Below are 24,929 nucleotides of genomic sequence, written 5' to 3' on the forward strand. Positions count from 1 at the left end.
GCGAGGAGCGCACGTGGGCCTTGTCGTGCAGAAGTACGGAGGCTCCTCCGTAGCCGATGCCGAAGGCATCAAGCGCGTCGCCAAGCGGATCGTGGAAGCCAAGAAGAACGGCCACCAGGTGGTCGCCGTGGTTTCCGCGATGGGCGACACGACGGACGAGCTGATCGATCTCGCCGAGCAGGTTTCCCCGATCCCTGCCGGGCGCGAGCTCGACATGCTGCTGACCGCCGGAGAGCGGATCTCCATGGCCCTGCTGGCCATGGCGATCAAAAACCTGGGCCACTCGGCCCAGTCCTTCACCGGCAGCCAGGCAGGTGTCATCACCGACTCGGTCCACAACAAAGCCCGGATCATCGACGTCACGCCCGGCCGTATCCGGGACTCGCTGAACGAGGGCAACATCGCCATCGTGGCCGGTTTCCAGGGCGTCAGCCAGGACACCAAGGACATCACCACGCTGGGCCGCGGCGGCTCGGACACCACGGCGGTCGCGCTGGCGGCCGCCCTCGACGCCGAGGTCTGTGAGATCTACACCGACGTCGACGGCGTGTTCACCGCCGACCCGCGCGTGGTGAAGAAGGCCCGGAAGATCGACTGGATCTCGTTCGAGGACATGCTGGAGCTGGCCTCGTCCGGGTCGAAGGTGCTGCTCCACCGCTGTGTGGAGTACGCCCGCCGCTACAACATCCCGATCCACGTCCGGTCGTCCTTCAGCGGACTCAAGGGCACATGGGTCAGCAGCGAGCCGATCGAGCAAGGGGAACAGCAGGTGGAGCAGGCCATCATCTCCGGTGTCGCGCACGACACCTCCGAGGCCAAGGTCACGGTCGTCGGCGTGCCGGACAAGCCGGGCGAGGCCGCCGCGATCTTCCGCGCGATCGCCGACGCCGAGATCAACATCGACATGGTCGTGCAGAACGTGTCCGCCGCCTCCACGGGGCTGACGGACATCTCCTTCACGCTGCCGAAGACCGAGGGCCGCAAGGCCATCGACGCGCTGGAGAAGAACAAGCCGGGCATCGGCTTCGACTCGCTGCGCTACGACGACCAGATCGGCAAGATCTCGCTCGTCGGCGCCGGGATGAAGACCAACCCGGGCGTCACGGCCGCCTTCTTCGAGGCGCTCAGCGACGCGGGGGTGAACATCGAGCTGATCTCGACCTCCGAGATCCGCATCTCGGTCGTCACCCGCGCCGACGACGTGGCCGAGGCCGTGCGCGCCGTGCACACCGCCTTCGGGCTCGACTCGGACAGCGACGAGGCCGTCGTCTATGGAGGCACCGGCCGATGACCGGACGACCGACGCTCGCGGTCGTGGGGGCGACCGGAGCCGTCGGCACGGTCATGCTCCAGATCCTGTCCCAGCACGCGGACATCTGGGGCGAGATCCGTCTCGTCGCCTCGCCGCGCTCGGCCGGCCGCAAGCTGGCCGTGCGCGGCGAGGAGGTCGAGGTGGTGGCCCTGTCCGAGGAGGTCTTCGACGGGGTCGACGTCGCCATGTTCGACGTGCCCGACGACGTCGCCGCGCACTGGGCGCCGATCGCCGCCGCCAAGGGCACGGTGGTCGTGGACAACTCCGCCGCCTTCCGGATGGACCCCGACGTGCCGCTGGTCGTGCCGGAGGTCAATCCGCACACGGCGCGGGTCCGGCCGCGCGGCATCATCGCCAACCCGAACTGCACCACCCTGTCGATGATCGTCGCCCTGGGTGCGCTGCACGCCGAGTTCGGGCTGCGGGAGCTTGTGGTCTCGTCGTACCAGGCGGTGAGCGGCGCCGGGCGGGCGGGCGTGCGGACGCTGCGGGAGCAGCTGTCCCTGGTGGCCGGCACCGAGCTGGGGACCAGCCCCGGGGACGTGCGGCGGGCCGTGGGGGACAACACCGGACCGTTTCCGGAGCCGGTCGCGCTGAACGTCGTGCCGTGGGCCGGGTCCCTGCGGGAGGACGGCTGGTCGTCGGAGGAGATGAAGGTGCGGGACGAGTCCCGCAAGATCCTCGGCCTGCCCAGGCTGCCCGTCGCCGTGACCTGTGTCCGGGTGCCGGTGGTGACCGCGCACTCGTTGACCGTGCACGCCCGCTTCGAGGGCGAGGTGACGGTGGACCGGGCGCGGGAGATCCTCGCCACGGCGCCGGGTGTCGTGCTGTGCGACGATCCGGCCGCCGGGGAGTTCCCCACGCCCGCCGACGTGGTGGGCACCGATCCCACGTGGGTCGGGCGGCTGCGGCGGGCGCTGGACGACCCGACCGCGCTCGAGCTCTTCGTGTGCGGGGACAACCTCCGTAAGGGCGCCGCCCTGAACACCGCTCAGATCGCGGAACTGGTGGCGGCCGAGATGTCGTGACGTGTCCGGACAGCGGGCGCACGATTTTCGGTCGGGGGTGCACGGACACCGAAAAAATCATGGCGCTGGCCGGATCTGTTTGTAGGATCCATGGAAGCTGTGCAAACCAGGTGAGCCGGACACGTGGTCCGGACCACTTGTTCCGGGCCCCACCGGCGTTCGAGAATTTCCTCCCCGCCCTCCGCAACCGCGCGGAGGGCGGGGAGCGTCTTTGCGGTCGCCCTTCCGGGCTGTGGGACGCGTAGATCCAAGGCGTGGGGACGCCGATGAGCGAGCGTGGGGACGCCCGTTCATGTGGACATAGGGAAGAGCGGGACGCATGAGGGCACATGGGGCACCGTCGGTGGTGCTGCCTGACGCGAGAACGAGAGTGACGTCCGGCACGTACAACCCTGGCGGGGGGAGACGTGTCCAACTGGCGTGGCAGAGGTACTCGACTTCCCCGTGGTGGCCGGCGGCACGGCCCTGCGGCCGCCCCGGCGGCCCGTCCGCACCCGCATGCCCGGGGCGCCCGGCGGCATGCCGGTGATCGCGCCCATGCCCGCAGCGCGGCCCGCCCGCCTACCCAATCAGCGTGACGGCGCCGACGACGTCGTGGCGGCCGGGACCACCGTCGACCACCTCACCGAGACCTACCGCACGCACTACCGTTCGCTGCTCGGTCTCGCCGCGCTCCTCCTCGACGACACCGCCTCGTGCGAGGACGTCGTCCAGGAGGCCTTCATCCGCGTCCACTCGGCCCGCAAACGCGTCCGTGACCCCGAGAAGACCCTCGCCTACCTGCGCCAGACGGTCGTCAACCTCTCCCGCTCCGCCTTGCGCCGGCGCATCCTCGGCCTGAAGCTGCTGTCCAAGCCGATGCCCGACATGGCGAGCGCCGAGGAGGGGGCGTACGACCAGCTGGAGCGGGACTCCCTGATCAAGGCGATGAAGGGACTGCAGCGCCGGCAGCGCGAGGTCCTGGTCCTGCGCTACTTCGCGGACATGACGGAGGCGCAGGTCGCCGAGACGCTCGGCATATCGCTGGGTTCGGTGAAGGCGTACGGCTCCCGCGGCATCGCCGCGCTCCGGCTCGCCATGGAGGCGCCGGCATGACGGGAGAGCCTCGTGAGCGGGACGAGCCCGCGCGGGTGGACCCGGCGCGGGGGGTGTCCGGCGACTCCTCGCCCGACGCCTCGCGTGAGCCGGCCGAGGCGCACGACCAGGAACCGAAGCAACCGCACGCTGGGAACGGAACTGTGAACCACGGCCTCGACGACCAGGGCTCCGAGGGGCTCGACTCGGACGAGCTGGCACTGCGCAGGATGCTGCACCAGGCGGTGCAGGAGATCGAGCCGCGCGACGGCACGCTGGAGCACCTGCGGCGGGCGGTGCCCGCCCGTCGGGCGCGCAAGCGGCAGGCCGCCGTCGGCATGGCGGCCGCGGCACTCTTCGTCTGCACCGCCGTACCCGCTCTGGTGCACGTCTCCAACTCCACCGGCCCCGACGCCAACCCCTCCATCGCCGGCCACGGCTCGCAGGCGCAGGGCGGCGCGAGTGAGGGCGGGAGCACCGAGGGCACCGGCGGCACCTCGGGCGGGTCCCCGGGCACGGCCCAGGGCCCGGGCGAGGGCAGCCCGACGAAGGACGAGGAGGGCGCCGGCTCCACCCCGAGCAGCGGTGTCGTCGACGACAGCACCGACGGCGTCTACCCGTCGGCGACCAGTGCGGTCGCCGCCCCGGTCTGCACGGCGGACCAGCTCGGCTCCGCCACCGCGACCGCGGCCGTCCCCGACTCCGCCGGCACGGTGTACGGCACGTTCCGGGTCACCAACGTCTCCACCGCCGGCTGCACCGTCGGCGGCGCCGGTACGGTGACCCCGCTCGCGCAGGGCGCGGCGGACGCCACCAAGATCAGCGTGGCTGCGCACGCGGCGGGCGACGCGGCGGCCGGTCTGCCCGACCCGGGCCAGGAGGTCCCGCAGCTGGTGCTCCAGCCGGGCGCGGCCTACGAGGTCCGGTTCGCCTGGGTGCCCTCGGAGACCTGCCCGACGGACCCCGGTGGGGACGACGGCGGTGACAACGGCGGTCCGACGCCCGATCCGTCCCCCACGGGTAACCCCGGCGCCACGACGGAAGGCAGCTCCACGGGCGGCGACACGGGGACGTCGGCGCAGCTGATGACCGAGGACGGCACGGTGGACGGAAGCGTCGTCGTGTCCTACACGGCGGAGGCGGGGGCGCCGACGGTGTCGGCGACCGTGCCGGACGCGTGCGCGGGGACGGTCTACCGGACGGGCGTGCTGTCGGTGTCGTGAGCGGCGTCCGACGGGGCCTGCGCCGGGACCGGTGACGTCTGTGCCGGGGCGAGCCCCATCTCCGCGTCCCGCAGGAACTCCACCTCGCGGCGGAACAGCCGGAACCACATGAACACCACGAACCCGGCGAAGACGAACCACTCGCCGGTGTACCCCAGGTTCTGGAAGGCCTTCAGGTCGAGCCCGGTGTCCGGCGCCGCGCTCACCGGCACGGCCCGCATCCCGGAGTCGCCCTCGTTCAGGGTGACCCAGGCGTCGTAGACCTCGTACGGCACGAGGTTCACCAGCGAGGCCGCGCTGATCGCCGCGGTCTGGCCCGCGGGCAGTCCGCCGCGCGCGCTGACGCCGTTCTCGCCGGGGTTCTCGGAGGCCTGGAGCGCACCGGTGACGGTCACCTCGCCGCGGGGCGGCTCGGGCACCTTCACGGCGCCGGGCGCCCCGGGCAGCCAGCCCCGTACGACGGGCAGGGCCTTGCCGCCGTCGGTGTGCAGCAGGGTCAGCACGTAGGAGCCCCGCTCGCCGTCCAGCTCCCGGTCGGGCACGAGCAACTGCTCCCCGTAGCGCCCGCTGACCGTCGTCTGGTCGCCGGAGGTCTCCTTGTCCACCGGCAACAGCTCGGACAGCGGCCGGGCCACCGTCCTCTCGTCCGCGGCGGCCCGCTCCTCGGCGCTGCGGTGATCCTCGACGCGCGCCTCGAACCGGCTCAGCTGCCAGGACCCCATGAAGACGCAGAAGGGGATGGCGAGCAGCACGAAGAGGTTGATCCCCCACCATCGGGGCGTCAGCAGAAACCGGTACACGCCTCCAAAGGTACGGGGGGCGGGGGCAGGGGCGGGGCGCGGGGTCCCGAAGTTATCCACAGGCTGGGGACCTCGGCAGCGGAATGCGGGCGAGGGCAGGCAGTATGGGGTCATGACTGAGAGCAACGGGTCCGCCTCGCCCGAGCGGCGCGAGGACATGCCGGACTGGGAGAAGCGCTTCCGGGCGCCGCGCGTGTCGCTGCCCGACTGGGCGGAGGACGCCCCCGACCGCTCCTTGTTCGTCTCGAACGCGACGGGGACGTACGAGCTGTACGCGTGGGACCGCGCGACCGGTGAGCAGCGCCAGGCGACGAACCGGCCGAACGGCACCACGGACGGTGTGCTCTCCCCGGACGGCGAGTGGATCTGGTGGTTCGACGACAAGGACGGCGACGAGTTCGGCGTGTGGCGTCGGCAGGCCTTCGCGGGCGGCGAGGACGAGCTCGCCGTACCGGGGCTCGACCCGTCCTACCCGGCCGGGCTCGCGCTGGGGCGGGACGGGCGCACGGCGGTGGTGGGGCGCTCCACCGACGAGGACGGTACGACCATCCATCTCGCGCGCGTCGGCGAGGCGCCGGTGGAGATCTACCGGCACCGTGAGTCGGCGGGCGTGGGCGACCTCTCCCACGACGGGTCGCTGATCGCCGTCGAGCACACCGAGCACGGGGACGCCATGCACTCCGCGCTGCGCGTGCTGCGCCCCGACGGCACGCCGGTCGCCGAGCTGGACGACACCAAGGGCGGCACGGTCGAGCTCGGCCTGGAGGTGCTGGGCTTCGCGCCGGTCGAGAGGGACACGCGGCTGCTCATCGGGCACCAGCGGCGCGGCCGCTGGGAGCCGCTGGTGTGGGACGTCGCCACGGGCGAGGAGAGCGACCTGGCGCTGGACCTGCCGGGCGACGTGAGCGCCGAGTGGTATCCGGACGGCTCGGGACTGCTGATCGGGCACAGCCACGAGGCGCGCGGCGAGCTGTTCCGCTACGACCTGCGCACGCGCGAGCTGGTGAAGGTCCCGACGCCGACCGGCACGGTGTCGGGGGCGACGGCCCGCCCGGACGGCACCGTGGAGTACCTGTGGTCGTCGGCCGCCGAGCCGTCGTCCGTGCGCTCGACGGCCGGTGGCGTGGTGCTCGACCCTCCGGGCATGAAGTCGCCGGGTTCGGTCCCGGTGGAGGACGTGTGGGTGGAGGGGCCCGGGGGCCGGATCCACGCGCTGGTCCAGAAGCCGGTGGGGGCGAGCGGCCCGCTGCCGACCGTCTTCGACATCCACGGCGGACCCACCTGGCACGACAGCGACTCCTTCGCGGCGGGCCCGGCGGCCTGGGTCGACCACGGGTACGCGGTCGTCCGGGTCAACTACCGCGGTTCGACGGGCTACGGACGGGCCTGGACGGACGCGCTGAAGCACCGGGTCGGCCTGATCGAGCTGGAGGACATCGCGGCGGTCCGCGAGTGGGCCGTCGGCTCGGGGCTGGCGGACCCGGAGCGGCTGATCCTCACCGGCGGTTCCTGGGGCGGCTATCTCACCCTCCTCGGCCTCGGCACCCAGCCCGACGCGTGGACGCTGGGCATCGCCGCGGTCCCGGTGGCCGACTACGTCACCGCGTACCACGACGAGATGGAAGCCCTGAAGGCCATGGACCGCACGCTTCTCGGCGGCACCCCGGAGGAGGTCCCGGAGCGCTTCGCGGCGTCGTCGCCGCTGACGTACGTCGACCGGGTCAAGGCCCCGGTCTACATCTCCGCCGGCGTCAACGACCCGCGCTGTCCCATCCGCCAGATCGAGAACTACGTCGGGCGCCTCGAGGAGCGCGGCGCGGTCCACGAGGTCTACCGCTACGACGCGGGGCACGGCTCCCTGGTCGTCGACGAGCGGATCAAGCAGGTACGGCTGGAGCTGGACTTCGCGGCGAGACACCTCAAGGGCGGCAGCCAGAGCTGACGGCTTTCCCGTCGCCGGGGTCCGGCAGTTCCCGCGCCGCGGGCTGCCGGGCCCCGACGGGGACTCGGTGATCAGCTCCCGGTCCGCTCCCGCCGCCTGCGGCCGAGCAGTTCCGCGAGGCCGCGCCGGGTGGCCGCCAGCACCACCCGGTCCTCGGCGCGCAGCACGTACGTGGGCGGGAGGTCCCACACGAGGTCCGAGGCCGGCGCGGTCGCGCCTCGTCCCGCGGGCGCCGGACTCGTCGCCAGGTCCGGCCGGCGTTCCCCCGGGGCCGCCGTGTCCAGGGCCAGCACCCGCCAGGAGCCGGCACGGAAGGCGTCGGCCACCGTCTTGCCCTCCAGCTGCCGTATCCCCCGCACCTCCACGGCCGCGAACAGCAGCACCCGCCGCTCCACGGGGATCGCCCCCAGCACCTGCCGCCCCATCATCGCCCCGGCGAACGAGGGCGCCGCGAGATGGGTGACGCTGCGGCTGCGGGTGTGCGCCAGTGGGTGCGCGGCGCGCAGGGTGCGGTAGACGGCGGCGGCGAAGTCGTCGTCGTAGAGCCGCAGGACGACGCGCAGGTCGGGCCGGACGGAGCGGGCGTAGAGGACGGCTTCCAGGTTGGTGGTGTCGACGCTGGTCAGCGCGAGCAGTGTGTGCGCGCGGTGGATCTTGGCGGCTTCCAGGACGCCCTCCTGGGTGACGTCCCCGAGGACCACCGGCACGCGCAGCCGCCGGGCCGTCGCCAGGCCGCGGGCGTCGGGATCGGCCTCGACGCAGACCACCGGGATGTGCAGTTCCCGCAGCCGGGTCAGCACGCGCGTGCCGATCTTGCCCAGGCCCAGCAGGACGACGTGCCCGCCGAGCCCGCGCGGCGGCCTGCGCAGCGCGGAGGCGCTGCGGAAGGTGCCGAGGGCCTCCAGCACGGCGGCCAGCAGCACCGGCAGCAGCAGTAATCCGACGACGGCGGAGAGCAGTTGGAGGATCTGCCGGCCGAGGGACGCGCCGGTGGCCGGGTCGTCGATGCCGAGGATGTCGAGCAGCGTCAGGTAGGTCGCGTGCAGCGGGTGGTCGCCGGTGACGACGGTCAGCGCGATCGCGAGCGCGACCACGGCCGCCACCAGACCGGCGAGCGACCAGCGCAGCCGCCGGGAGAACAGCGAGGCGATCGGCGGTACGACACCGGTCGCGCGTCCGGTGGACCGGGAGGAGCCGGCGTACGACACCTGTTCCAGTACGACCGTGCCGCGCCCGGTGGCCGCCGCGACCTCCTCCTCGTCCGGCAGCAGGCGCGGGCCGCGCTCCCCGCTGCCCTCCGACCCGTCGGCGCCTGCGGGATCGCTGCTCGTCGCCGACAGCAGCGCCAGCGTGCACAGCCCCGGATCGGCGACCTCACCCGGCGCCGGCGGCGTCCGCTCCACCGCGCGCAGCAGCAGCCCGTCGGTCTGCACGACCTTGCTGGTGCCGACGAGGGCGGTCGCGGCCAGCGCGGGCGCGGCGGTGTCGGCGTCGGACAGCACGGTCGTGGACGCGTCGAAGCCGCCGCCCGTGCCGTGCGGGTCGCCCGTCGCCAACGCGGCCGCCTGGTCCAGGAGTTCCTCGATGTGCTGGCCCAGCCGCCGGTTGTACAGGCGCAGGACGATCCGCAGCCGGGGGTTGAGGCGGCGGGCGGTGAGGGCGGCGCGGATGTTGGTCTCGTCGTCGTCGTACACGAGCGCCAGCGCGGTCGCCCGCTCCACGCCGGCGTCGGCGAGCACGGGCTCGGACGGCTCGGCGGCCTCCACGAGCCGCACGGGGCCGGTGCTCTCGCCGTTCACCGGGGTGCCGTTGCCCGCGGCCCGGCCGGCCGCGGTCACCATGCGGTCCAGCAGCGCCGCCGACGCGGCCCGGGCCCGGCCGACGACCGGCTGGGGCACCCGGCGCTCGGAGGGCGGCACGACGAGGGTCACCTGCTCCTCGTACACACCCCTGAGTTCGGCCGCGAGCCGGTGCGCGAGCCCGTCGTCGCCGCACACCACCATGGGCGCGGGCGCGCCGCCCGGCCGGCTCTGATTCGGAACGCTCGCCACGAGGGGAAAGACTGCCCCAACGAGACGGATGGTTCCAGCAACTGATTGAACGTCCGTTGCCTGTCGGCCGTATCGAAGGGAGCCGCACCCCGCGCACCGAAGGACCCCACCGTGGCCGTCGCCGTCCCCGAGTCACCGCCCCCGAAGCCGCCCCCGGCCACCACCGCCCCCGCGCCCTCCGCGCCTTCCTCGCCCCCCTCGCCCTCCGGTGGGGACGACGGCTGGCACCTCAGCTCGCCTCTCGTCCTCACCGTCACCCTGCTCCTCCTGCTGCTCGCCCAGGCCCCGATCCGCCGTGCGCTGTCCGCGCCGGTGATGCAGGGCTGGACGACGGTGTTCGTCGCGGTGGTCGTGCAGGCGCTGCCCTTCCTGGTGCTCGGGGTGCTGCTGTCGGCGGCCGTCGCCGTGTTCGTACCGGCGTCCGTCTTCGCCCGTGCGCTGCCGGCCCGGCCCGCCGCTGCCGTACCCGTGGCGGGGCTGGCGGGAGCGGTGGTTCCCGGCTGCGAGTGCGCCTCGGTGCCGGTGGCGGGGGCGCTGATGCGCCGGGGAGTCACCCCGGCGGCGGCCCTGGCGTTCCTGCTGGCCGCGCCCGCGATCAACCCCATCGTGCTGACGGCGACGGCGGTCGCCTTCCCCGGGCGGCCGGAGTTGGTTGTGGCTCGTTTCGTCGCGAGCCTGGCCGTGGCGTGTGCGATGGGCTGGCTGTGGCAGCGGCTCGGCCGCACCGACTGGCTGCGTCCGCCGGCGCGTCCGTCGTACGAGGGGCGGGGCAGGGGAGCGGCGTTCTGGGGGTCGGTGCGGCACGACGTGCTGCACGCGGGCGGGTTCCTGGTGATCGGCGCGATGGCGGCCGCGACGCTGAAGGCGGTCGTGCCCGAGCAGTGGCTGCGCGCGGCGGCCGCCGACCCGGTGGTGGCGGTCCTGGCGCTGGCCGTGCTCGCCGTGCTGCTGTCGATCTGTTCGGAGGCGGACGCCTTCGTGGCGGCGTCGCTGACCCAGTTCTCGCCGACGGCCCTGCTGGCGTTCCTGGTGGTGGGGCCGATGGTCGACCTGAAGCTGTTCGCGATGCAGGCGGGCACGTTCGGCCGGGGCTTCGCCCTGCGCTTCGCGCCGGCGACCTTCGCCGTCGCCGTCGGCGTCTCCGCCCTGACCGGGGCGGTGCTGCTGTGAACCGGCATGCGCAGGCGGCGGTGCTGTGCCTGCTGGGGGCGTCACTCACGCATGCGGGGGCGACCGATCTGTCGCTGCGCTACGTCAAGTCCGGGCTGCGGCCGTTGCTGCTGCTGGCCGGGGTGGTACTGATCGCGGCGGCGGTGGCGACCGTCTGGTACGAGCGCCGGGGCGAGACGTCCGGGCGTCACGAACCCCGTGTCTCCTGGCTGCTGCTCCTGCCGGTCCTCGCGCTGGTCCTCATCGCCCCGCCCGCCCTCGGCTCCTACAGCGCGATGCGCACCGGTACGGCCCTGCAGCGGCCCCCGGCCTACGCCCCGCTGCCCGCCGGTGACCCCGTCCGCCTCGGCGTCGCCGACTACGCGAGCCGGGCGGCGTACGACGCCGGCCGCACCCTGCGCGACCGGCGGGTCAGCATCACGGGGTTCGTCGCGCTGGACCGTAGCGGCACCCCGTACCTGGTGCGGATGACCCTCAGCTGCTGCGCCGCCGACGCCCGGCCGGTGAAGGTCGGGCTGACCGGCCGGGTCCCGCCGGTGCTGCAACCGGACGGCTGGCTGGAGGTCACCGGCACCTACACCCCGCGGCGGACGCGGGACCCGGTGGGCGGCGGCCCGATCCCGTTCATCGAGGTCACGGCCGCGCGGCCGGTGCCGGCGCCCGGCGACCCGTACGACGAGACCTGGAACGGCTGAGCGGAGCGGGGCGATCCGGGCGCGCGCGGCGCATATCGGGCCGTGCGGGGGAGCAGACACTGCACGATGACCGACGTGCTGGCCGACCAGGCCCGACCGGACGGGGCTCGGCGTCCCGCCCGCCGGGCGCCGGCGGAACGAGGCCGCACCGTCACGGAGGCCCGGTGGTTGGCCTCACCGTCCCCGGCGTGATCCTCCTCAACGGCCGGGAGGCGGCCGAAGGCTGTCCGTCCCAGGCCATCACGTTCACCGAGTAACGCGGCACGGCCCACCTGACGAGCCGTCCCCGCACGGACACGGCGGATCGCCCGGTCGTCCTCGGCGGCCATTCGCGCACGGACGCCGAGGCGCTCCCCTGACGTCCCATGACATCCGGTCGGCACCTCAGTAGGGTGCGAAAGCGGATGAAAGGGGTACCCATCGTGGCCGTCAACATCGTCTACGCCGTCATGCCCGTCGCCGACTTCGAATCGGCGCGCGCCTGGTACGAACGCCTCTGGGGGCGCCCCGCCGACCGGGATCCTGTGGGCGGCCTCGCGGAATGGCAGATCAACGAGGGCGGCGCGATCCAGCTGCTCCACGAACCCGACCGCGCGGGAGCCGCCATGCTGACGCTGGCCGTCGACGACGTGGCGGCCGAGGTCCGGCTCGCGGCCGAACGGGGCCTGGACCTGGGGACCGTCCAGGACACCCCGGGGGGCTTCCGCACCGCCGCCGTCACCGACCCGGCCGGGAACGTCATCACCTTGGCGGAGGAGATCGGGCCGCGGTGAGGCCCGCATCCGGAGTGCCGGAACGACGACGCCCGACCGCTGGCGACGGGGGATGCACCAGCGATCGGGCTGTGGCCAAGACTAACAAGGTGGATGGCGACGCGGGACCCGACTGATGTGGTGCGTCGAGGCGCTGTGACGCGGATCACTGTCGGCAGGGCGGCTCGTAGGACAAGCGCGGCAGGTATTCGTGCCACCTCTCCGGCGTCAGCACGCCCCTGGTGGTCGAACAGATGTACTGCACTGCCTCGTTGACGTCCAGATCCCACAGCCGTACGGTGCCCGCGCCGCTCGACACCCCGAGCAGGCGGCTGTTGGGGCTGAAGGAGAGGAAGTTGCCGGTCTTGGCGTTGGGACTGAGCGACTGCCCGATGGGCGAGGCGGTGGACGGGCGGCCGACGTCCCACAGGCGAACCGTGTCGTCGTTGCCGCCGCTGGCCAGCGTGCGCCCGTCCCGGCGGAACGTCAGGGACATCACCGCCTCGGTGTGCCCGCTGAGGCCGGAACCCAGCCGGGCGGCCTTCAGCGGGTCGCCGACGCTCCACAGCGCCACCGTGTTGTCGTCGCTGCCGCTCGCCAGGGTCTGCCCGTCGGGGCTGTAGGCGAGGGCGTTGACCGGGCCGAGGTGGCCGCGCAGGGGGGTGCCGAGCCGCGTGGCGCGGCCCGGGTCGGAGACGTCCCACAGGCGGATGGTGGTGTCGGCGCTGCCGCTGGCGAGGACCCGGCCGTCGGGGCTGAAGACGAGGGTGTTGACGTAGCCCGTGTGGCCGGTCAGCGGTTCGCCCAGCCGCCGGGGCTGCGCCGGGTCGGCGATGTTCCACAGCTGGACGGTGCGGTCGTCGTAGGCGGTGGCGAGGGTGCGCCCGTCCGGGCCGTAGGCCAGCGCGTCGGGGCCGGCGTACCGGGTGCGCAGCTCCATGGGCGGGCCGTGGGCGACCGGCCGGGCCGGGTCGGTGACGTTCCACAGCCGCACCGAGCGGCTGCCGGCGAGCACCGCGAGGGTGCGCCCGTCGGGGGAGAACACCACCGACTTGACGTCACCCTCGGACGGCGGCAGCGGCGTGCCCAGCAGCACCGGCCGCTTGGGCCTGCGCACGTCCCACAGCCGGATGCGCTGGTCCCGCGCGGCCGTGGCGAGCACCCGCCCGTCCGGGCGGAACGCCCCGATCCGGCCGACCATGTCCGAGGTCGGTATCGACCACAGCCGGACCTTGTTGTCGCCGGTGCCGGTGGCGAGCGTACGGCCGTCGGGGCTGAAGCCGAGCGCGTACATCTCGCCACTGCTGCCCGCGAGCGGCTCGCCCACCTGGGAGGGGAACGCCGGATTGCCGACGTTCCACAGGCTTGCCGTGCTGTCGGCGCTGGCGACGGCGAGCAGCGAGCCGCCCGGGCTGAACGCCACCGACCAGACCGGCCCGGTGTGCCCGGTGAGCGGCACGCCCAGCGGGGCCGCGTCCCGCACGTCGGCGACGTCCCAGAGCTGGACGGTGTCGTCGGCGCTGCCGCTGGCGAGGGTGCGGCCGTCCGGACTGAAGGCGACGGAGTGGACGAGGGCCCGGTGGCCGGTCAGCGCACCCCCGGCCGGCCGGGGGTGGCGCCGGTCGGCCATGTCCCACAACCGGACCGTGTTGTCGTCGCCTCCGCCGGCCAGGGTCCGCCCGTCGGGGCTGAAGGCGACCGAGCGCACGGCGGCCGTGTGGCCGGTGAGCGCGCCGAGCGGGCTCGGCCGGGCCGGGTCGGCCACGTCCCACAGCCGTACGACGCGGTCCTCGGTCGCGGCGGCGAGGGTACGGCCGTCCGGGCTGAAGGCCAGCAGGTAGACCGTGCCGTCGTGGCCGGTCGACGGCGGGCCCAGCGGGCGTGGGCGACGGGGGTCGCGGACGTCCCACAGCCGGACCGTGCCGTCGTCGGAGGCGCTGGCCAGGGTCCGGCCGTCCGGGCTGAAGACGGCGGTGCTCACCCAGCTCGTGTGGGCGGCCAGGGGCTTGCCGAGGGGCTCGGGGCGCCGTGGGTCCGCCACGTTCCACAGACGGACCGTACGGTCGTAGCTCGCGGTGGCCAGCAGGTGGCCGTCCGGGCTGAACGTGGTGAGGTAGACGGCACCGGTGTGGCCGAGCAGCGGGGTGGCCAGCGGGGCGTTGACGATCGACATCAGCCGGTTGTGCGTGCCCTCGTCGTCGGGGCGCAGGCGGTGGGCGACCAGGTCGAGCTGGGCGGACAGCGACGGGTCGGTGTACTGCACCCGGTCCGCCTCGGCGAGGACCTGCTCGAACACCGCGTCGTCCCGCTGCTGCCACGCGACCACCGCCGACCCGGCCGCCAGCATCGCCAGCGCGACCAGCGCCGCGACCGCGCCCCGGCTGATCCACACCGTGCGCCGGCGCAGCCGGACCGACGCGGCCAGGAAGTCGACGGCGCTGCGGGTCAGGAAGGTGTCACCGGCGGACTGCGCCCAGTCGCGGGCGTGTTCCAGCCGGGACCCCCGGTAGAGCAGGGACGTGTCGCGGTGGGTCGCCTCCCAGGCCCGGCTGTCCTCCTCCAGCCGCTGGCGCAGCAGGTTGCCGCCGCGGTCCTCGTCGATCCAGTCGCGCAGCCGGGGCCAGGCGTGCAGCAGCGCCTCGTGGGTGATCTCCACGGTCTCCGCGTCGAGCGTCACCAGCCGGGCGCGCGCGAGCGCTTCGAGCGACTCCTCCGTCTTGCCGGGGTCGTTCGACTCCTGCGCCAGTTGCCGCCGCGTCCCGCGCCGCCGGGTCGCCTGGGTGTCCTCGCCCAGCCGGACCAGGCGGAGCAGCAGCAGCCGCGCGGCCGTCCGCGCCGCGGGGTCCAGCCGGGACCAGGCCCGTTCGGCGGTCGCCGCGACCGCTCCGTGGATGCCGCCCGCCGCGCGGTACCCGGCCAGCGTCAGCCGGCCCGCCTTGCGGCGCTGCCAGGTGGCGAGCAGGGCGTGCGACAGCAGCGGCAGCGCGCCCGCGTCGTGCGCCCCGCGCGGCCCGTCGGAGCTCACCTCACGGATAATCAGCTCCGCCAGTCCCGGTTCCAGCTCCAGGCCCACGGCCTTGGCGGGGCCCGTCACCGCCTCGCGCAGTTCGGCCGTGGTGAGCGGCCCGAGCACCATGTGCCGGTGCTGCAGGGCGTCGGCAAGTTCCGGATGGCCCAGGCACTGTTCGTAGAAGTCGGCGCGGACGCCGAGCACGACGAGCGCGGGGGCCGGTTCGCCGGGGACGGCCGGAGAGGCGGCGGCGTGCAGGAGCCGGATGAAGGTGCGCCGGTCGGCCTCGTCGGAGCAGAGGGTGAAGGTTTCCTCGAACTGGTCGACGATGAGGACCGGCCGGGCGTCGTGTCCGTGCGCCCACGCCGCGACGGCCGCCCGCACGCCGTCGGCGAACCCGTCGCTCCCGGGCTCCTGTTCGGTGACAACCGGCGTGAGGCCGGGTATACGGCGGGTCAGTTCCGCGAGCGGATCGGCCCCCGGCACCAGCTGTGCCACCTCACGGCCCCGACCGCCGCGCAGGGCGGGCACCAGACCGGCGTTCAGCAGCGAGGACTTCCCCGCCCCGGAGGCGCCGACGAGCATGACCGGCCCGCCCGTCCGCTCCGCCGCGCGCAACTGGGCGACCAGGGCGTCCGTAGTGCGCTCCCGCCCGAAGAACCACCGCGCGTCCTCCTGGCGGTAGGAGGCCAGCCCCCGGTACGGGCACACCCCGCCGGGAACGGCCGGGGCGTCCTGGGCCGCGGGCCCCTCCTCCTCTTCGGTGTCCGCCGGGACCCGTTCACCGATCGGGTCGGCGACGGCACGCTCCCACAGGTGCTGCCACTGCCCCAGGTCGTACAGGCCGCCGGACACCGGCACCGGCCGCTCCCGCCGTGCCTGCGGTATCAGTACGTGCAGCACGGCCGCGAGCGCGGTGAAGTGAGCCGGAACGTTCTTCGCACGGCGCCAGTCGCTGATCCGCTGTGCGGAGACCTGCACGGGCCGCCCCCGTTCGTCCACCCGCTTCAGTCGTACGACGGCCTCGGACACGCTCCTCAGGGGAGGGTTGCCGGCCTCCTTGTACAGCAGCGCGAGACGTTCCGCGAAGGCCGTGCGTGCCCCTGAGTCCGAACCCAAGGTCTCCACCCCTTACGTCGCCGCGCCTCGATCATCCGGACCGGAAAACTCACTGTATACGGCTGACCTGCGGCTCAGCCGTGGTCCGGACGCCGGAATCTCCTCGCCCGGGAACCCCGGATGGCAGGATCGCGACCAGTCGAGGCACCACCCGATCGCCGCCCGGGCAGGTCCCCAGCTCAGCGCTCCACGTGCACCACATGTCGCCGTAGGTTCCGGGTCGACTTCCGCCGAAGTCACCGGACGGGCGCGACGGTGCCGACACGTGAGCCCGAGCCCCCCTGCGCGCGTCGTTCGGCACCGGTCTCCACGTGGGGAGGGACCGGTGCCGAACGACGTTGCTCAAGGCCGCTCAAGATCATGCCGGGCTGATACCCAAGCCGCTCCGGTGGAACGCCCCCGGGGCGGCTCGCGTCGCCCTAACGGCACCATTCCTTCACGGGCCGTCGACCGTCGCGTCCCGGAACGCTTCATTCCACGCAACGCCCACGCACACCTCCGGATCGCCTCTGTGACGTTTGAGCCTCGAGTTGCGCTGAATTCTGTGGGGCACTCCTGTGACGGCTGTGTCCCGACCATGACAGCTATGACTAGGGGGGATGACGATGGCTGCGCGTGCAGCACGTCACCGGCGTTCCGTGAAGCGCCGCCTGCTCGCGGGGGTGTCCGTCGCCGCGGCGGCCGGGATCGGGGTCACCACGACGATGGCCCTGAACGCCGAGGCCGCGTGGACGTCGGCGTGGAGCGTGTCGGCCTCCGGCTGGTTCGCCGCCGACTCGCCCCAGGTCTCCGTCGACCGCCAGGGCGACGCCCTGCTGGCCTGGACGGCCGGCGACCTGTCGACGACGTACTCCTACCAGCGGGTGCAGACCCGGGTGAAGTTCGCGAACGGCACCACGGGCGCGATCCGCACGCTGTCGCCGGACGGCGCCGCGGTGGCCTGGCCGGAGATCGACTCCGACGACACCGGTGACTCAGCGGTGGTCTGGGAGCAGGACAGTCAGGTCGTCGGCCGCCGGGTCGCGGCCTCCGGCGGCCTCGTCGGACCGCTGCAGAAGCTCTCCACGTCGGCGCCCGCGTCCACCCCGGTGGTCGCCGTGACGCCGTCCGGATCCGCGATGGCGGCGTGGACCGAGATTCGCGACGGAAGCTGGTACGCGGTGGCCCGCCGCCTCAACCTCGACGGAACGATCGGCGCCGCCATCACCCTCGGCTCCGGCTCGGCCGAGAAGCCGGCCATCGGCGTCGACCGCAGCGGCAGGTTCGTCGTCGCGTGGGCCCGCGGCTCGGACGTCGTGGCCAAGCGGATCACGTCGACGTCCGTCTCCGCGACGAAGGTGCTCACCTCGTCGATCGCCTCGTACGGCGGCTTCGGCATGGTGCGGATCGGCGTCGACCGGGACGGCGACGCGGTCATCAGCTACCGTTCGGGCGGCGGCGACCGCCCCCAGGTCTGGGCCTCGCGCTGGAGCCGCACCGGCACCCTGGCGGCACCGCTGCGCATCTCGGCCTCCACGGACAACGTGGGCTTCCACCACGCCCTCGCGACCGACCTGGACGGCGACTCGATGATCGTGTGGACCCGCTACACCAACGGCAAGCTCGAGTTGCTCGGCCGTCGGCTCTCAGCGAGCGGTGCCCGCGGCACCGTCACCGCCCTCGGCGCGGGCGACCGCCCCGACATCGCCCTGGACGACGACGGCGACGGCATGCTGGTCCACCACACCGTCCTGCCCAAGTCGACGCCGCCGTACAGCTTCACCCGGACCAGCGCCCGCCTGATCACCACCTCCGGCGCGTTCGGCACCGCCCGGACGATCACCTCGGACGGCCGGGTCCCCCAGGTCGGCGCCCGCCCGAGCTCGCGGTTCACGGTCGTCTGGCAGCAGGAGAGCCACCCGTACACGATCAAGTCGGTGGCCGGTCCGTGAGGTGACCGAGGCGCGGGCGACCTGATCGCCGGCCACGGCGGAAGGCCCGGGTCGACGACCCGGGCCCTCTGTTCGGAGACGGTGCTCGCGACCCTCGCCCCGGGCGAGACGCCCGGCCGCAACTCGTACGGGCGGCCCGGGACTCCGGTCTGCGGCGCGCCGTCGTCTCCCGCTCGGTGATCACCGTGCCCGGACGCTCACCCAAGGTCGGCCTCGGCCCAGACGACCTTCCCGCCCCGCACCGGGCGGGAGCCCCATCTGCGGGACAGCTGGGCGACCAGGGCGAGGCCGCGGCCGTTCTCGTCGGCGGTCTGCGCGTTGCGCAGGCGCGGGGAGCAGTCGTTGGCATCGGACACCTCGATGGTCAGGACCTGGTGCCGGATCAGGCGCAGACCGATCGGACCGGCGCTGTGGCGGACGGAGTTGGTGACCAGTTCGCTGACGATCACCATCGCGGAGTCCTGCAGACCGTCCAGGCCCCATTCGGCCAGTTGACGGGCGGCCAGGTTCCGGGCGCGGCGGACGGCGCTCCGGTCACTGGGCAGCGACCACGAGGCGACCTGGGCCGGGCTGAGCGAGCGGGTGCGCACGAGGAGCAGGGTGACGTCGTCGTGCGCCGCCTGATCCCTGAAGGGCTCCATCGCGCGGGTGCAGAGCTCTTCCAGGGGTCGCCCCGGTTGCGCGAGGGCCTCGCCCAGGCGCTGCATCCCCTGCTCGATGTCGTGCTCGCGCGTCTCGACCAGGCCGTCGGTGTACAGGGCGAGGAGAGTGCCCTCGGGCAGCTCCAGCTCCACGGACTCGAAGAAGCCCCCCAGCCCGATGCCGAGCGGGGCCCCGGTGGGAAGATCGGGGAAGGTCACCCGGCCCTGCGGGTCGATGATCGCGGGAGGGGGGTGTCCGGCCGCCGCCATGGTGCACCGGCGGGTGGCCGGGTCGTAGACCGCGTACAGGCAGGTGGCGCCCACCACGGTGGTGCACCCGTCCGGAGCGTCGGCGTCCGCTTCCGCCAGGCGCTGGACCGTGTCGTCGAGGTGGGACAGCACTTCCTCGGGGGACAGCTCCATGTCGGCGAGCGTGTGGACGGCGGTGCGCAGCCTGCCCATGGTCGCGGCGGCGTGGACGCCGTGTCCGACCACGTCGCCGACCACGAGGGCCACCCGGGCGCCGGACAGCGGGATCACATCGAACCAGTCCCCCCCGACGCCCCTGTCGATGTCGGCGGGCTGGTAGCGCGAGGCCGTCTCGACCGCCGCACCGCCCCGCAGACGCCGCGGCAGGAGATTGCGCTGGAGCGCGAGTGCCGCGGTCTGCTCGCGGCAGTACTGACGGGCCTGGTCCAACGACATCGCGGCGCGCCTGGCGAACTCCTCGGCCAGCATCAGATCGGCCTCCCCGAACGGCACCGGGTCCTCGCTGCGGACGAACACCGCCACGCCCAGCAGGGTGCGCCGCGCGCGGATGGGCACGACCATCAGGGAGTGCATGCCGTTCTCATGGACCACTCGCGCCCGCACCGGGTCCTGGGAGATCCACGAGCCCGGAGCGGTGTCCAGGACCGGCTCCAGGCGGGACCTGCCGGTGCGCAGGACCTCGGCGACGGGTGAGGCCGGGGCCGTGGGCACCGGCTCACCGCGCATCCACGGGGATTCCGGGACCCCCTCGTGGATCGAGGCCAGACCGGCGCGCAGGAAGACGGGGAGACGCTCGCCCACCTGGCCGACGCGGACCGGGGGCCCCTCGCAGAACGGCACCGACTGCTCCAGGTCCACGGCCACGAAGTCGGCGAACAGGGGCACGGCGAGATCGGCCAGTTCCTGACCGGTCTGCATCACGCCCAGGGTCCTGCCGAGACGGGTGCCCGCCTCGCCGAGCACGGCGAGGCGCTCGCGCTCCCGCCGGCTCTCGATGAGATCGACGCTGATGGTGCACATCCCCAGGGCTCGGCCGTCGGCACCCTGGAGACAGGTGAACGACACCGCGAACGGCCGCTCCTCACCCAGACTCGTCGGCAGCCACGTCCGGTACTCGTGGACCTTGGTGCTACCGCTCTGGAGCACCTGCCGCATCACCGCCCCGGTCGCCTCGGCCTCGCCACTGGGCCACGCTTCGTCGAACCGGCGTCCGAGCCGACGCTCTCGGGAAGTGCCGTCGTGGTGCTCCATGGCGTCGTTCACCCAGGTGCAACGAAGTTCCAGGTCACGGACGACGACGCCGATCGGCGCGCGGTCGAGGATCGCCCCCCGCACCAGTGCGTTCGGCACGTCCCCGGACGTCCCGCCGATGTCGGTCGCGGACGCGAGCCACCCCGCTGCTCCCTCGTGCCCCCGCACCGGCGAGAGCCGCATGTTGACGTCGAGCACGCGGCCGTCCCGGTGGCGCACCGCCGTCGCGCCCGACCAGCCGTTGCGGGCACGGCACCGCTCGACGAACACCGACATCCCCGGCGCCTTCCCGAAGGACGGCAGCACGAGTCCGGCGGACCGGCCCACCGCCTCGTCGGCGGAGTATCCGACGAGGTGCTCGGCGGCCTGCGTCCAGGCGATCACCGTCCCCCGCTCGTCGAACAGCGCGAACGCCGTGTCGGATATCTCCGACGCGTTGATCTGCCTGCCGAGTGTCACGTAATCGGTGCTGAGCGTGGCGTTGATCATCGGGATGTCGTTCCTCGGACGGATGGGGGACGGATGGTGTGGCAGCTGTGAGCAATGGAGGCAATGGAGGCAATGGAGGCGATGTAGGCGGCAGAAGCGTCATGGGTGGTATGGGTGCTATAAGCGCGGATGGCAATTTCTCCGCGTCCGAGTGAGTGACAGAGCGATGCCCCGCTTTGTGACAAGGCGGCGGCCGCGGTGGGGCGTGGGGGTGTGGCCGTGAAGGGCGGCTGACATCCCTACGCGTACCGACGTGACGGCCGCCGCATCGACGGGCCGGCATCGAGGACGTGGCGCTTTCACGACCCGGAGCGGCGAACCGCTCGACGCTGCGAACGGGAAGACCGGACGGAAGCCGGAGCGGACCAGCGGGAGCTCCGGCAGCTTCGTGTCGCTGCTCTGCCGGAAGCAGCTCCGGCCCGTGACGACGAAGGGTGCCGAAGCGACGGACGTCGGCTTCGCCGATGACCAGGAAGGGGCAGGAAGAGTACGGCGAGACGGGGCCTGATCAACATCCTTCGGCCCTCTGTTCGGCCCCCGAGCACGTCAGAGGGCCTGGTGCAACTTGCACACCAGGCCCCCTCATGTGATGTCGAGGTGGTCTCGCGAGAGCGGGTTGGCACCCCTGGACGACCGCTGATGCGTCCGTCCGCCGGGCAGGCACCCAACGATCAAGGACCACCGCTGCCGTATCCCTTCCGGCCCGGCGACCCGGGAGTAGCTTGGTGGACAAGGCCCCTTAAGGAGGGCGGTTCGATGCCGTGGTTCGTATGGCTGCTCGCAGCCGGGGTACTGGGGGCCGCGGAGTTCTTCACTCTGACGCTCGTCTTCGGGTTGCTGGCGGGCGCCGCGCTGGTTGCCGCCGTGGTCGCCGGTCTGGGTGTCGGCCTTCTCGGCCAGCTCCTGGCCCTGGGCGCGGCAGCCGCAGCGGGCTTCCTCATCGTCCGTCCTGTGGCGCTGCGGCACATGGCACAGCAACCCCTCACATACGAGGGCAGTGACGCGCTGATCGGCAAGCGGGCCGAGGTCATGCAGGAGGTCACCGCTACCCGCGGCCTGATCAAACTCTCCGGCGAGGAGTGGTCCGCCCGCGCCTTCGACGAGAGCCTGGTGATCCCGGTGGGAGCGCTGGTGGATGTCATGGAGATCCAAGGCGCCACGGCCATCGTCTACCCCCGCGAACTCCTTCCATGAAGCGGCTGATTACGCAGCAACGGAGGCACTGTGGATCCAGTTGTCATCCTCACTCTTGTGGCGGCCATCGTCGTCGTCTTCCTCCTGGCCGCCAGTGTGCGGATCGTCCCTCAGGCGCGCCGCTACAACGTCGAGCGGTTCGGCCGGTACCGCCGGACGCTGCAACCCGGCCTGAACCTGGTCGTGCCGGTGGCGGACCGCATCAACACCAAACTCGACGTGCGCGAGCAGGTCTATTCGTCCGACCCCCGGCCGGTGATCACCGAGGACAACCTCGTGGTGAACATCGACACCGTGCTCTACTACCAGATCACCGACCCGCGGGCGGCGGCCTATGAGGTCGCCGACTACCTGCAGGCGATCGATCAGCTCACGGTGACCACACTCCGCAACGTCATCGGCAGTATGGACCTGGAGGAGACGCTCACCTCGCGTGAGGAGATCAACTCCCGGCTCCGCGCTGTCCTCGACGATGCCACCGGCAAGTGGGGCATCCGGGTCAACCGTGTCGAGATCAAGGCCATCGATCCGCCGCACACGATCAAGGAAGCGATGGAGAAGCAGATGCGGGCCGAGCGTGACAAGCGCGCGGCCATCCTGCACGCCGAGGGGGAGCGGCAGGCGAAGATCCTTACCGCGGAGGGCACGAAGCAGAAGGACATCCTGGAGGCGCAGGGTGCGCAGCAGGCCATGATCTTGCGAGCGGACGGTGAGGCGAAGGCGGTGGAGCTGGTCTTCCAGGCCGTCCATCGCAACAACGCCGACCCGAAGATCCTGGCGTACAAGTACCTCGAGACGCTGCCGCACTTGGCGAGCAGCGACAACAACACGTTCTGGGTGATCCCAGGGGAGCTGACCGAGGCTGTTCGGACCGTCACCCGCGCGTTCGGTGATCAGTCGACGGCGGGTCCACACACAACTGCGCAACCTGAGGAGGCGGGCACAGCCGCTGCCGACGACACGTCGGACGAAGGCCGCACCCCTGAGCTGGATGCGGGCTGGACTGCGTCGTTGGACGCCGCCGCGGCTGCTGACGAGGCCGGGAAGCAGGCCGCCGCCGCGGTGAGCGACGCCAAGGCGGAGGCCGAGGCTGCGAAGTCGCCGCAGCTGCCGCGCCGGGGGCAGACGTCCGGCGGTTGAACCCCAAGTCGCTTGTCGCCAAGGATCGTTGTGAGACTTCTGCCCATCGCTGCCGAGTGCTGTGTGAGGCCGGCTCGGTGCATCAGAGGTCCTTGGCCGGCCAGTCCAGCAGACGGGCACCGATCACTGCGGTCTGGAGCATGTAACGGTGGGCCGGATCTGCGGGGTTCGCGCCGGTGAGCTTGTGGATGCGCTCCAGCCGGTAGGTCAGGGCCCGCACGCTGAGGGAGAGACGTCGGGCCGCTTCGGCGGCCACGCAGCCCGAGTCGAAGTATGCGGTGAGAGTGTCGAGGAGGGGTTCGGCGCCCCCGCGAGCCGTGGTGAGCGGGCCGAGGCTGTTCAGCACGAGATCGGCCATGGCCTGCCGATCCCGGGTCAGGACGGGGTAGACGAGCAGATCGGCGGCGTGCAGGACCGGGTCCTCCAGTTCCAGGCGCTCGGCCAGTTCCAAGGCGTTGAGCGCCTCTTCGTACGAGTGGACGACTCCGCCGGGTCCGGGCTGCGCACGGCCGATGGCGACCCGGCCGCCTTCCGTGGCCGCGTGGGCCTGCTTGGCGAAGTACGCGAGTACGTCGTCCTGGTGGCCGGGTGCGATGCAGAGAAGCCGACCGTCCTTGGTGGTGAGCAGGATGCTGCGGTCGCCGAAGCGGGAGATGAGGGCCCGTTCCACCTGCCGGGGGACCGGGTCGCCCTCGTCGTAGGCGGTGGGACCTTCGGCGACGGCCACGGCGTGGGCGTGTGACAGGCGCAGACCGAAGCGCTCGGCGCGTTCGGCGAGACGGCCCAGGTCGCTGCGGCCGTAGAGAAGGTCGTCGATGAACTCCCGGCGGGCGGCCTCCTCCTGACGTACGGCGTGGCGTTGGGCGCGTTCGTAGCCCTCCGAGAAGGCGTCTATGACCTGGTGCAGGGCGGCCAGGGCCGAGTCGGTCGTGCCCGGGGTGGTCGGCCACGCCGCGCGGGCGGCGGTCAGATGGGCGCTGACCAGGGCGCGCAGTCCGTGGCCGGCGTCCGCGGCCCGCTCACCGAGCTCCCGACGGGAGGTGAGTTCCTCCCGGGTGAGGCGCCGCCCCGTGGCCGAGACATCGGCCAGAATCCGGGCACAGCCCTCCAGATACTGCTCGGGAATCTCCCGTTCCGTCACGTCGCCCCCGGTTTTTTTGACGCGCCGATGACGGTTTCTTGGCGGCGCACCGGCATGCAGACCCTAATGAACGCTTCCGGAAATCGGCAATGCGCGTGCCGGTGAGTGCCGTGCACTATGACCTGCGGGGAGCACTGCGGGGGATTCCGGTGCCGGACACCGGCAGGCGTCCGGCACCGGAGCCCGGAGCATGCGATGCGCCACCGAAACACGGCGGACGAGCACTGCGGCCGGAAAGGGGGACGAGCTCATGCGGACGTTGCTGGCGGTCGCCACTGGCCTGCCCACGATCCTGCTGACCGCCGCCCTCGTCGTGGTGCTGTGTTTCTGGGTCCTGGTTGCCGCGCGCCTCACCAGCACCTGCAGCTTCGATGCGGACCTCGATCTCCGCGCGTGGGGCATGGGCGGCGTACCGGTGGCGATCGCCCTCTCCTCGCTGACCGTTCTGGCCTGGTCCCTCAGTGTCGGCGGGACTCTCGTCCTGGTCGTGTTCACCTCGCCCGGCCCCGCCACCGGACTGCTGCGCATGGTCGTGCCGGTCCTTGCGCTGCTCGCCGCATGGCGGATGACCCGCCTGTTCGTACGGCCCCTGCACCGTCCCTTCCCCGATGAACCCCGTCTGTCCGACCTCGGCCGGACAGAGGACAGGCACCGGGACCGAGTCCGGGACCACATGGACCACGCGGCCTGACGCAC

Annotated in this window: 17 protein-coding genes; 12 read left to right on the top strand and 5 right to left on the bottom strand. The window is 72.7% G+C overall.

The genetic code is table 11. The annotated features are described in order from the left end of the window. Positions 1–13: 13 nt before the first annotated feature. The 4 genes from IPT68_RS19690 (at position 14) to IPT68_RS19705 (ending at position 4,637) form a co-directional block, all read left to right on the top strand. Positions 14–1,291 carry an aspartate kinase gene (locus IPT68_RS19690; RefSeq protein ID WP_189695774.1) on the top strand — a complete coding sequence of 426 codons (1,278 nt, stop codon included), beginning with the start codon at positions 14–16 and terminating at the stop codon, positions 1,289–1,291. Further along, positions 1,288–2,340, top strand: a complete 1,053-nt coding sequence (locus IPT68_RS19695) for an aspartate-semialdehyde dehydrogenase (RefSeq protein ID WP_189695773.1) — start codon at positions 1,288–1,290, stop codon at positions 2,338–2,340. Before IPT68_RS19690 ends, IPT68_RS19695 begins: the two co-directional genes overlap by 4 nt. A gap of 519 nt (positions 2,341–2,859) precedes the next feature. Next, on the top strand, positions 2,860–3,435 hold the full coding sequence (locus tag IPT68_RS19700; RefSeq protein WP_189696171.1) for a SigE family RNA polymerase sigma factor: 576 nt from the start codon (positions 2,860–2,862) through the stop codon (positions 3,433–3,435). Further along, on the top strand, positions 3,432–4,637 hold the full coding sequence (locus IPT68_RS19705) for a hypothetical protein (RefSeq protein WP_228039770.1): 1,206 nt from the start codon (positions 3,432–3,434) through the stop codon (positions 4,635–4,637). Before IPT68_RS19700 ends, IPT68_RS19705 begins: the two co-directional genes overlap by 4 nt. On the opposite strand, the gene IPT68_RS19710 is transcribed toward IPT68_RS19705, so the two are convergent. Beyond that, positions 4,607–5,437 (bottom strand): SURF1 family protein, encoded by an 831-nt coding sequence (locus IPT68_RS19710; RefSeq protein ID WP_228039771.1) that lies wholly within the window; start codon positions 5,435–5,437, stop codon positions 4,607–4,609. The two genes, IPT68_RS19705 and IPT68_RS19710, sit on opposite strands and share 31 nt — an antisense overlap. A gap of 112 nt (positions 5,438–5,549) precedes the next feature. Between IPT68_RS19710 and IPT68_RS19715 the strand changes: the two genes are divergently transcribed. Continuing rightward, the gene (locus IPT68_RS19715; protein ID WP_189695771.1) at positions 5,550–7,379 is read left to right on the top strand and encodes a S9 family peptidase; all 1,830 of its coding nucleotides are present in this window, start codon (positions 5,550–5,552) and stop codon (positions 7,377–7,379) included. 71 nt (positions 7,380–7,450) lie between these two features. Here the strand turns inward: IPT68_RS19715 and IPT68_RS19720 are convergent, their stop codons facing one another. After that, positions 7,451–9,382, bottom strand: coding sequence for an NAD(P)-binding protein (locus IPT68_RS19720; protein WP_189696170.1), 1,932 nt, complete (start codon positions 9,380–9,382; stop codon positions 7,451–7,453). A gap of 159 nt (positions 9,383–9,541) precedes the next feature. Between IPT68_RS19720 and IPT68_RS19725 the strand changes: the two genes are divergently transcribed. From IPT68_RS19725 to IPT68_RS19735, 3 genes are all read left to right on the top strand, one after another. Continuing rightward, a complete protein-coding gene (locus IPT68_RS19725) occupies positions 9,542–10,600 on the top strand; it encodes a permease (RefSeq protein WP_189695770.1) in 1,059 nt (352 codons plus the stop codon). Continuing rightward, positions 10,597–11,295, top strand: a complete 699-nt coding sequence (locus IPT68_RS19730; RefSeq protein WP_189695769.1) for a TIGR03943 family putative permease subunit — start codon at positions 10,597–10,599, stop codon at positions 11,293–11,295. The genes IPT68_RS19725 and IPT68_RS19730 overlap by 4 nt, the downstream gene beginning before the upstream one ends. Positions 11,296–11,699: 404 nt before the next feature. After that, entirely contained in the window at positions 11,700–12,068 is a 369-nt protein-coding gene (locus IPT68_RS19735; RefSeq protein ID WP_189695768.1) for a VOC family protein, read from the top strand. A gap of 145 nt (positions 12,069–12,213) precedes the next feature. Here the strand turns inward: IPT68_RS19735 and IPT68_RS19740 are convergent, their stop codons facing one another. Further along, positions 12,214–16,185, bottom strand: a complete 3,972-nt coding sequence (locus IPT68_RS19740; RefSeq protein ID WP_189695767.1) for an nSTAND1 domain-containing NTPase — start codon at positions 16,183–16,185, stop codon at positions 12,214–12,216. A gap of 596 nt (positions 16,186–16,781) precedes the next feature. On the opposite strand from IPT68_RS19740, the gene IPT68_RS19745 reads away from it, so the two are divergent. Further along, complete coding sequence (locus tag IPT68_RS19745; RefSeq protein ID WP_228039772.1) at positions 16,782–18,107, top strand: hypothetical protein; 1,326 nt, start codon at positions 16,782–16,784, stop codon at positions 18,105–18,107. A gap of 197 nt (positions 18,108–18,304) precedes the next feature. On the opposite strand, the gene IPT68_RS19750 is transcribed toward IPT68_RS19745, so the two are convergent. Beyond that, positions 18,305–20,758 carry a SpoIIE family protein phosphatase gene (locus tag IPT68_RS19750; protein ID WP_189695766.1) on the bottom strand — a complete coding sequence of 818 codons (2,454 nt, stop codon included), beginning with the start codon at positions 20,756–20,758 and terminating at the stop codon, positions 18,305–18,307. Between the two features lie 756 nt (positions 20,759–21,514). Here IPT68_RS19750 and IPT68_RS19755 point away from each other — a divergent pair. Next, positions 21,515–21,952, top strand: coding sequence for an NfeD family protein (locus tag IPT68_RS19755; RefSeq protein WP_189695765.1), 438 nt, complete (start codon positions 21,515–21,517; stop codon positions 21,950–21,952). A 30-nt stretch (positions 21,953–21,982) separates the two neighbouring features. Beyond that, positions 21,983–23,092: an SPFH domain-containing protein gene (locus IPT68_RS19760; protein WP_189695764.1), complete on the top strand. Its 1,110-nt coding sequence runs from the start codon at positions 21,983–21,985 to the stop codon at positions 23,090–23,092. 82 nt (positions 23,093–23,174) lie between these two features. On the opposite strand, the gene IPT68_RS19765 is transcribed toward IPT68_RS19760, so the two are convergent. Beyond that, a complete protein-coding gene (locus tag IPT68_RS19765; RefSeq protein WP_189695763.1) occupies positions 23,175–24,233 on the bottom strand; it encodes a PucR family transcriptional regulator in 1,059 nt (352 codons plus the stop codon). A 250-nt stretch (positions 24,234–24,483) separates the two neighbouring features. On the opposite strand from IPT68_RS19765, the gene IPT68_RS19770 reads away from it, so the two are divergent. After that, entirely contained in the window at positions 24,484–24,924 is a 441-nt protein-coding gene (locus tag IPT68_RS19770; RefSeq protein ID WP_189695762.1) for a hypothetical protein, read from the top strand. Positions 24,925–24,929: the final 5 nt, after the last annotated feature.

Source organism: Streptomyces chromofuscus (genome assembly GCF_015160875.1).
GTDB classification, from domain to species: Bacteria; Actinomycetota; Actinomycetes; order Streptomycetales; family Streptomycetaceae; genus Streptomyces; species Streptomyces chromofuscus.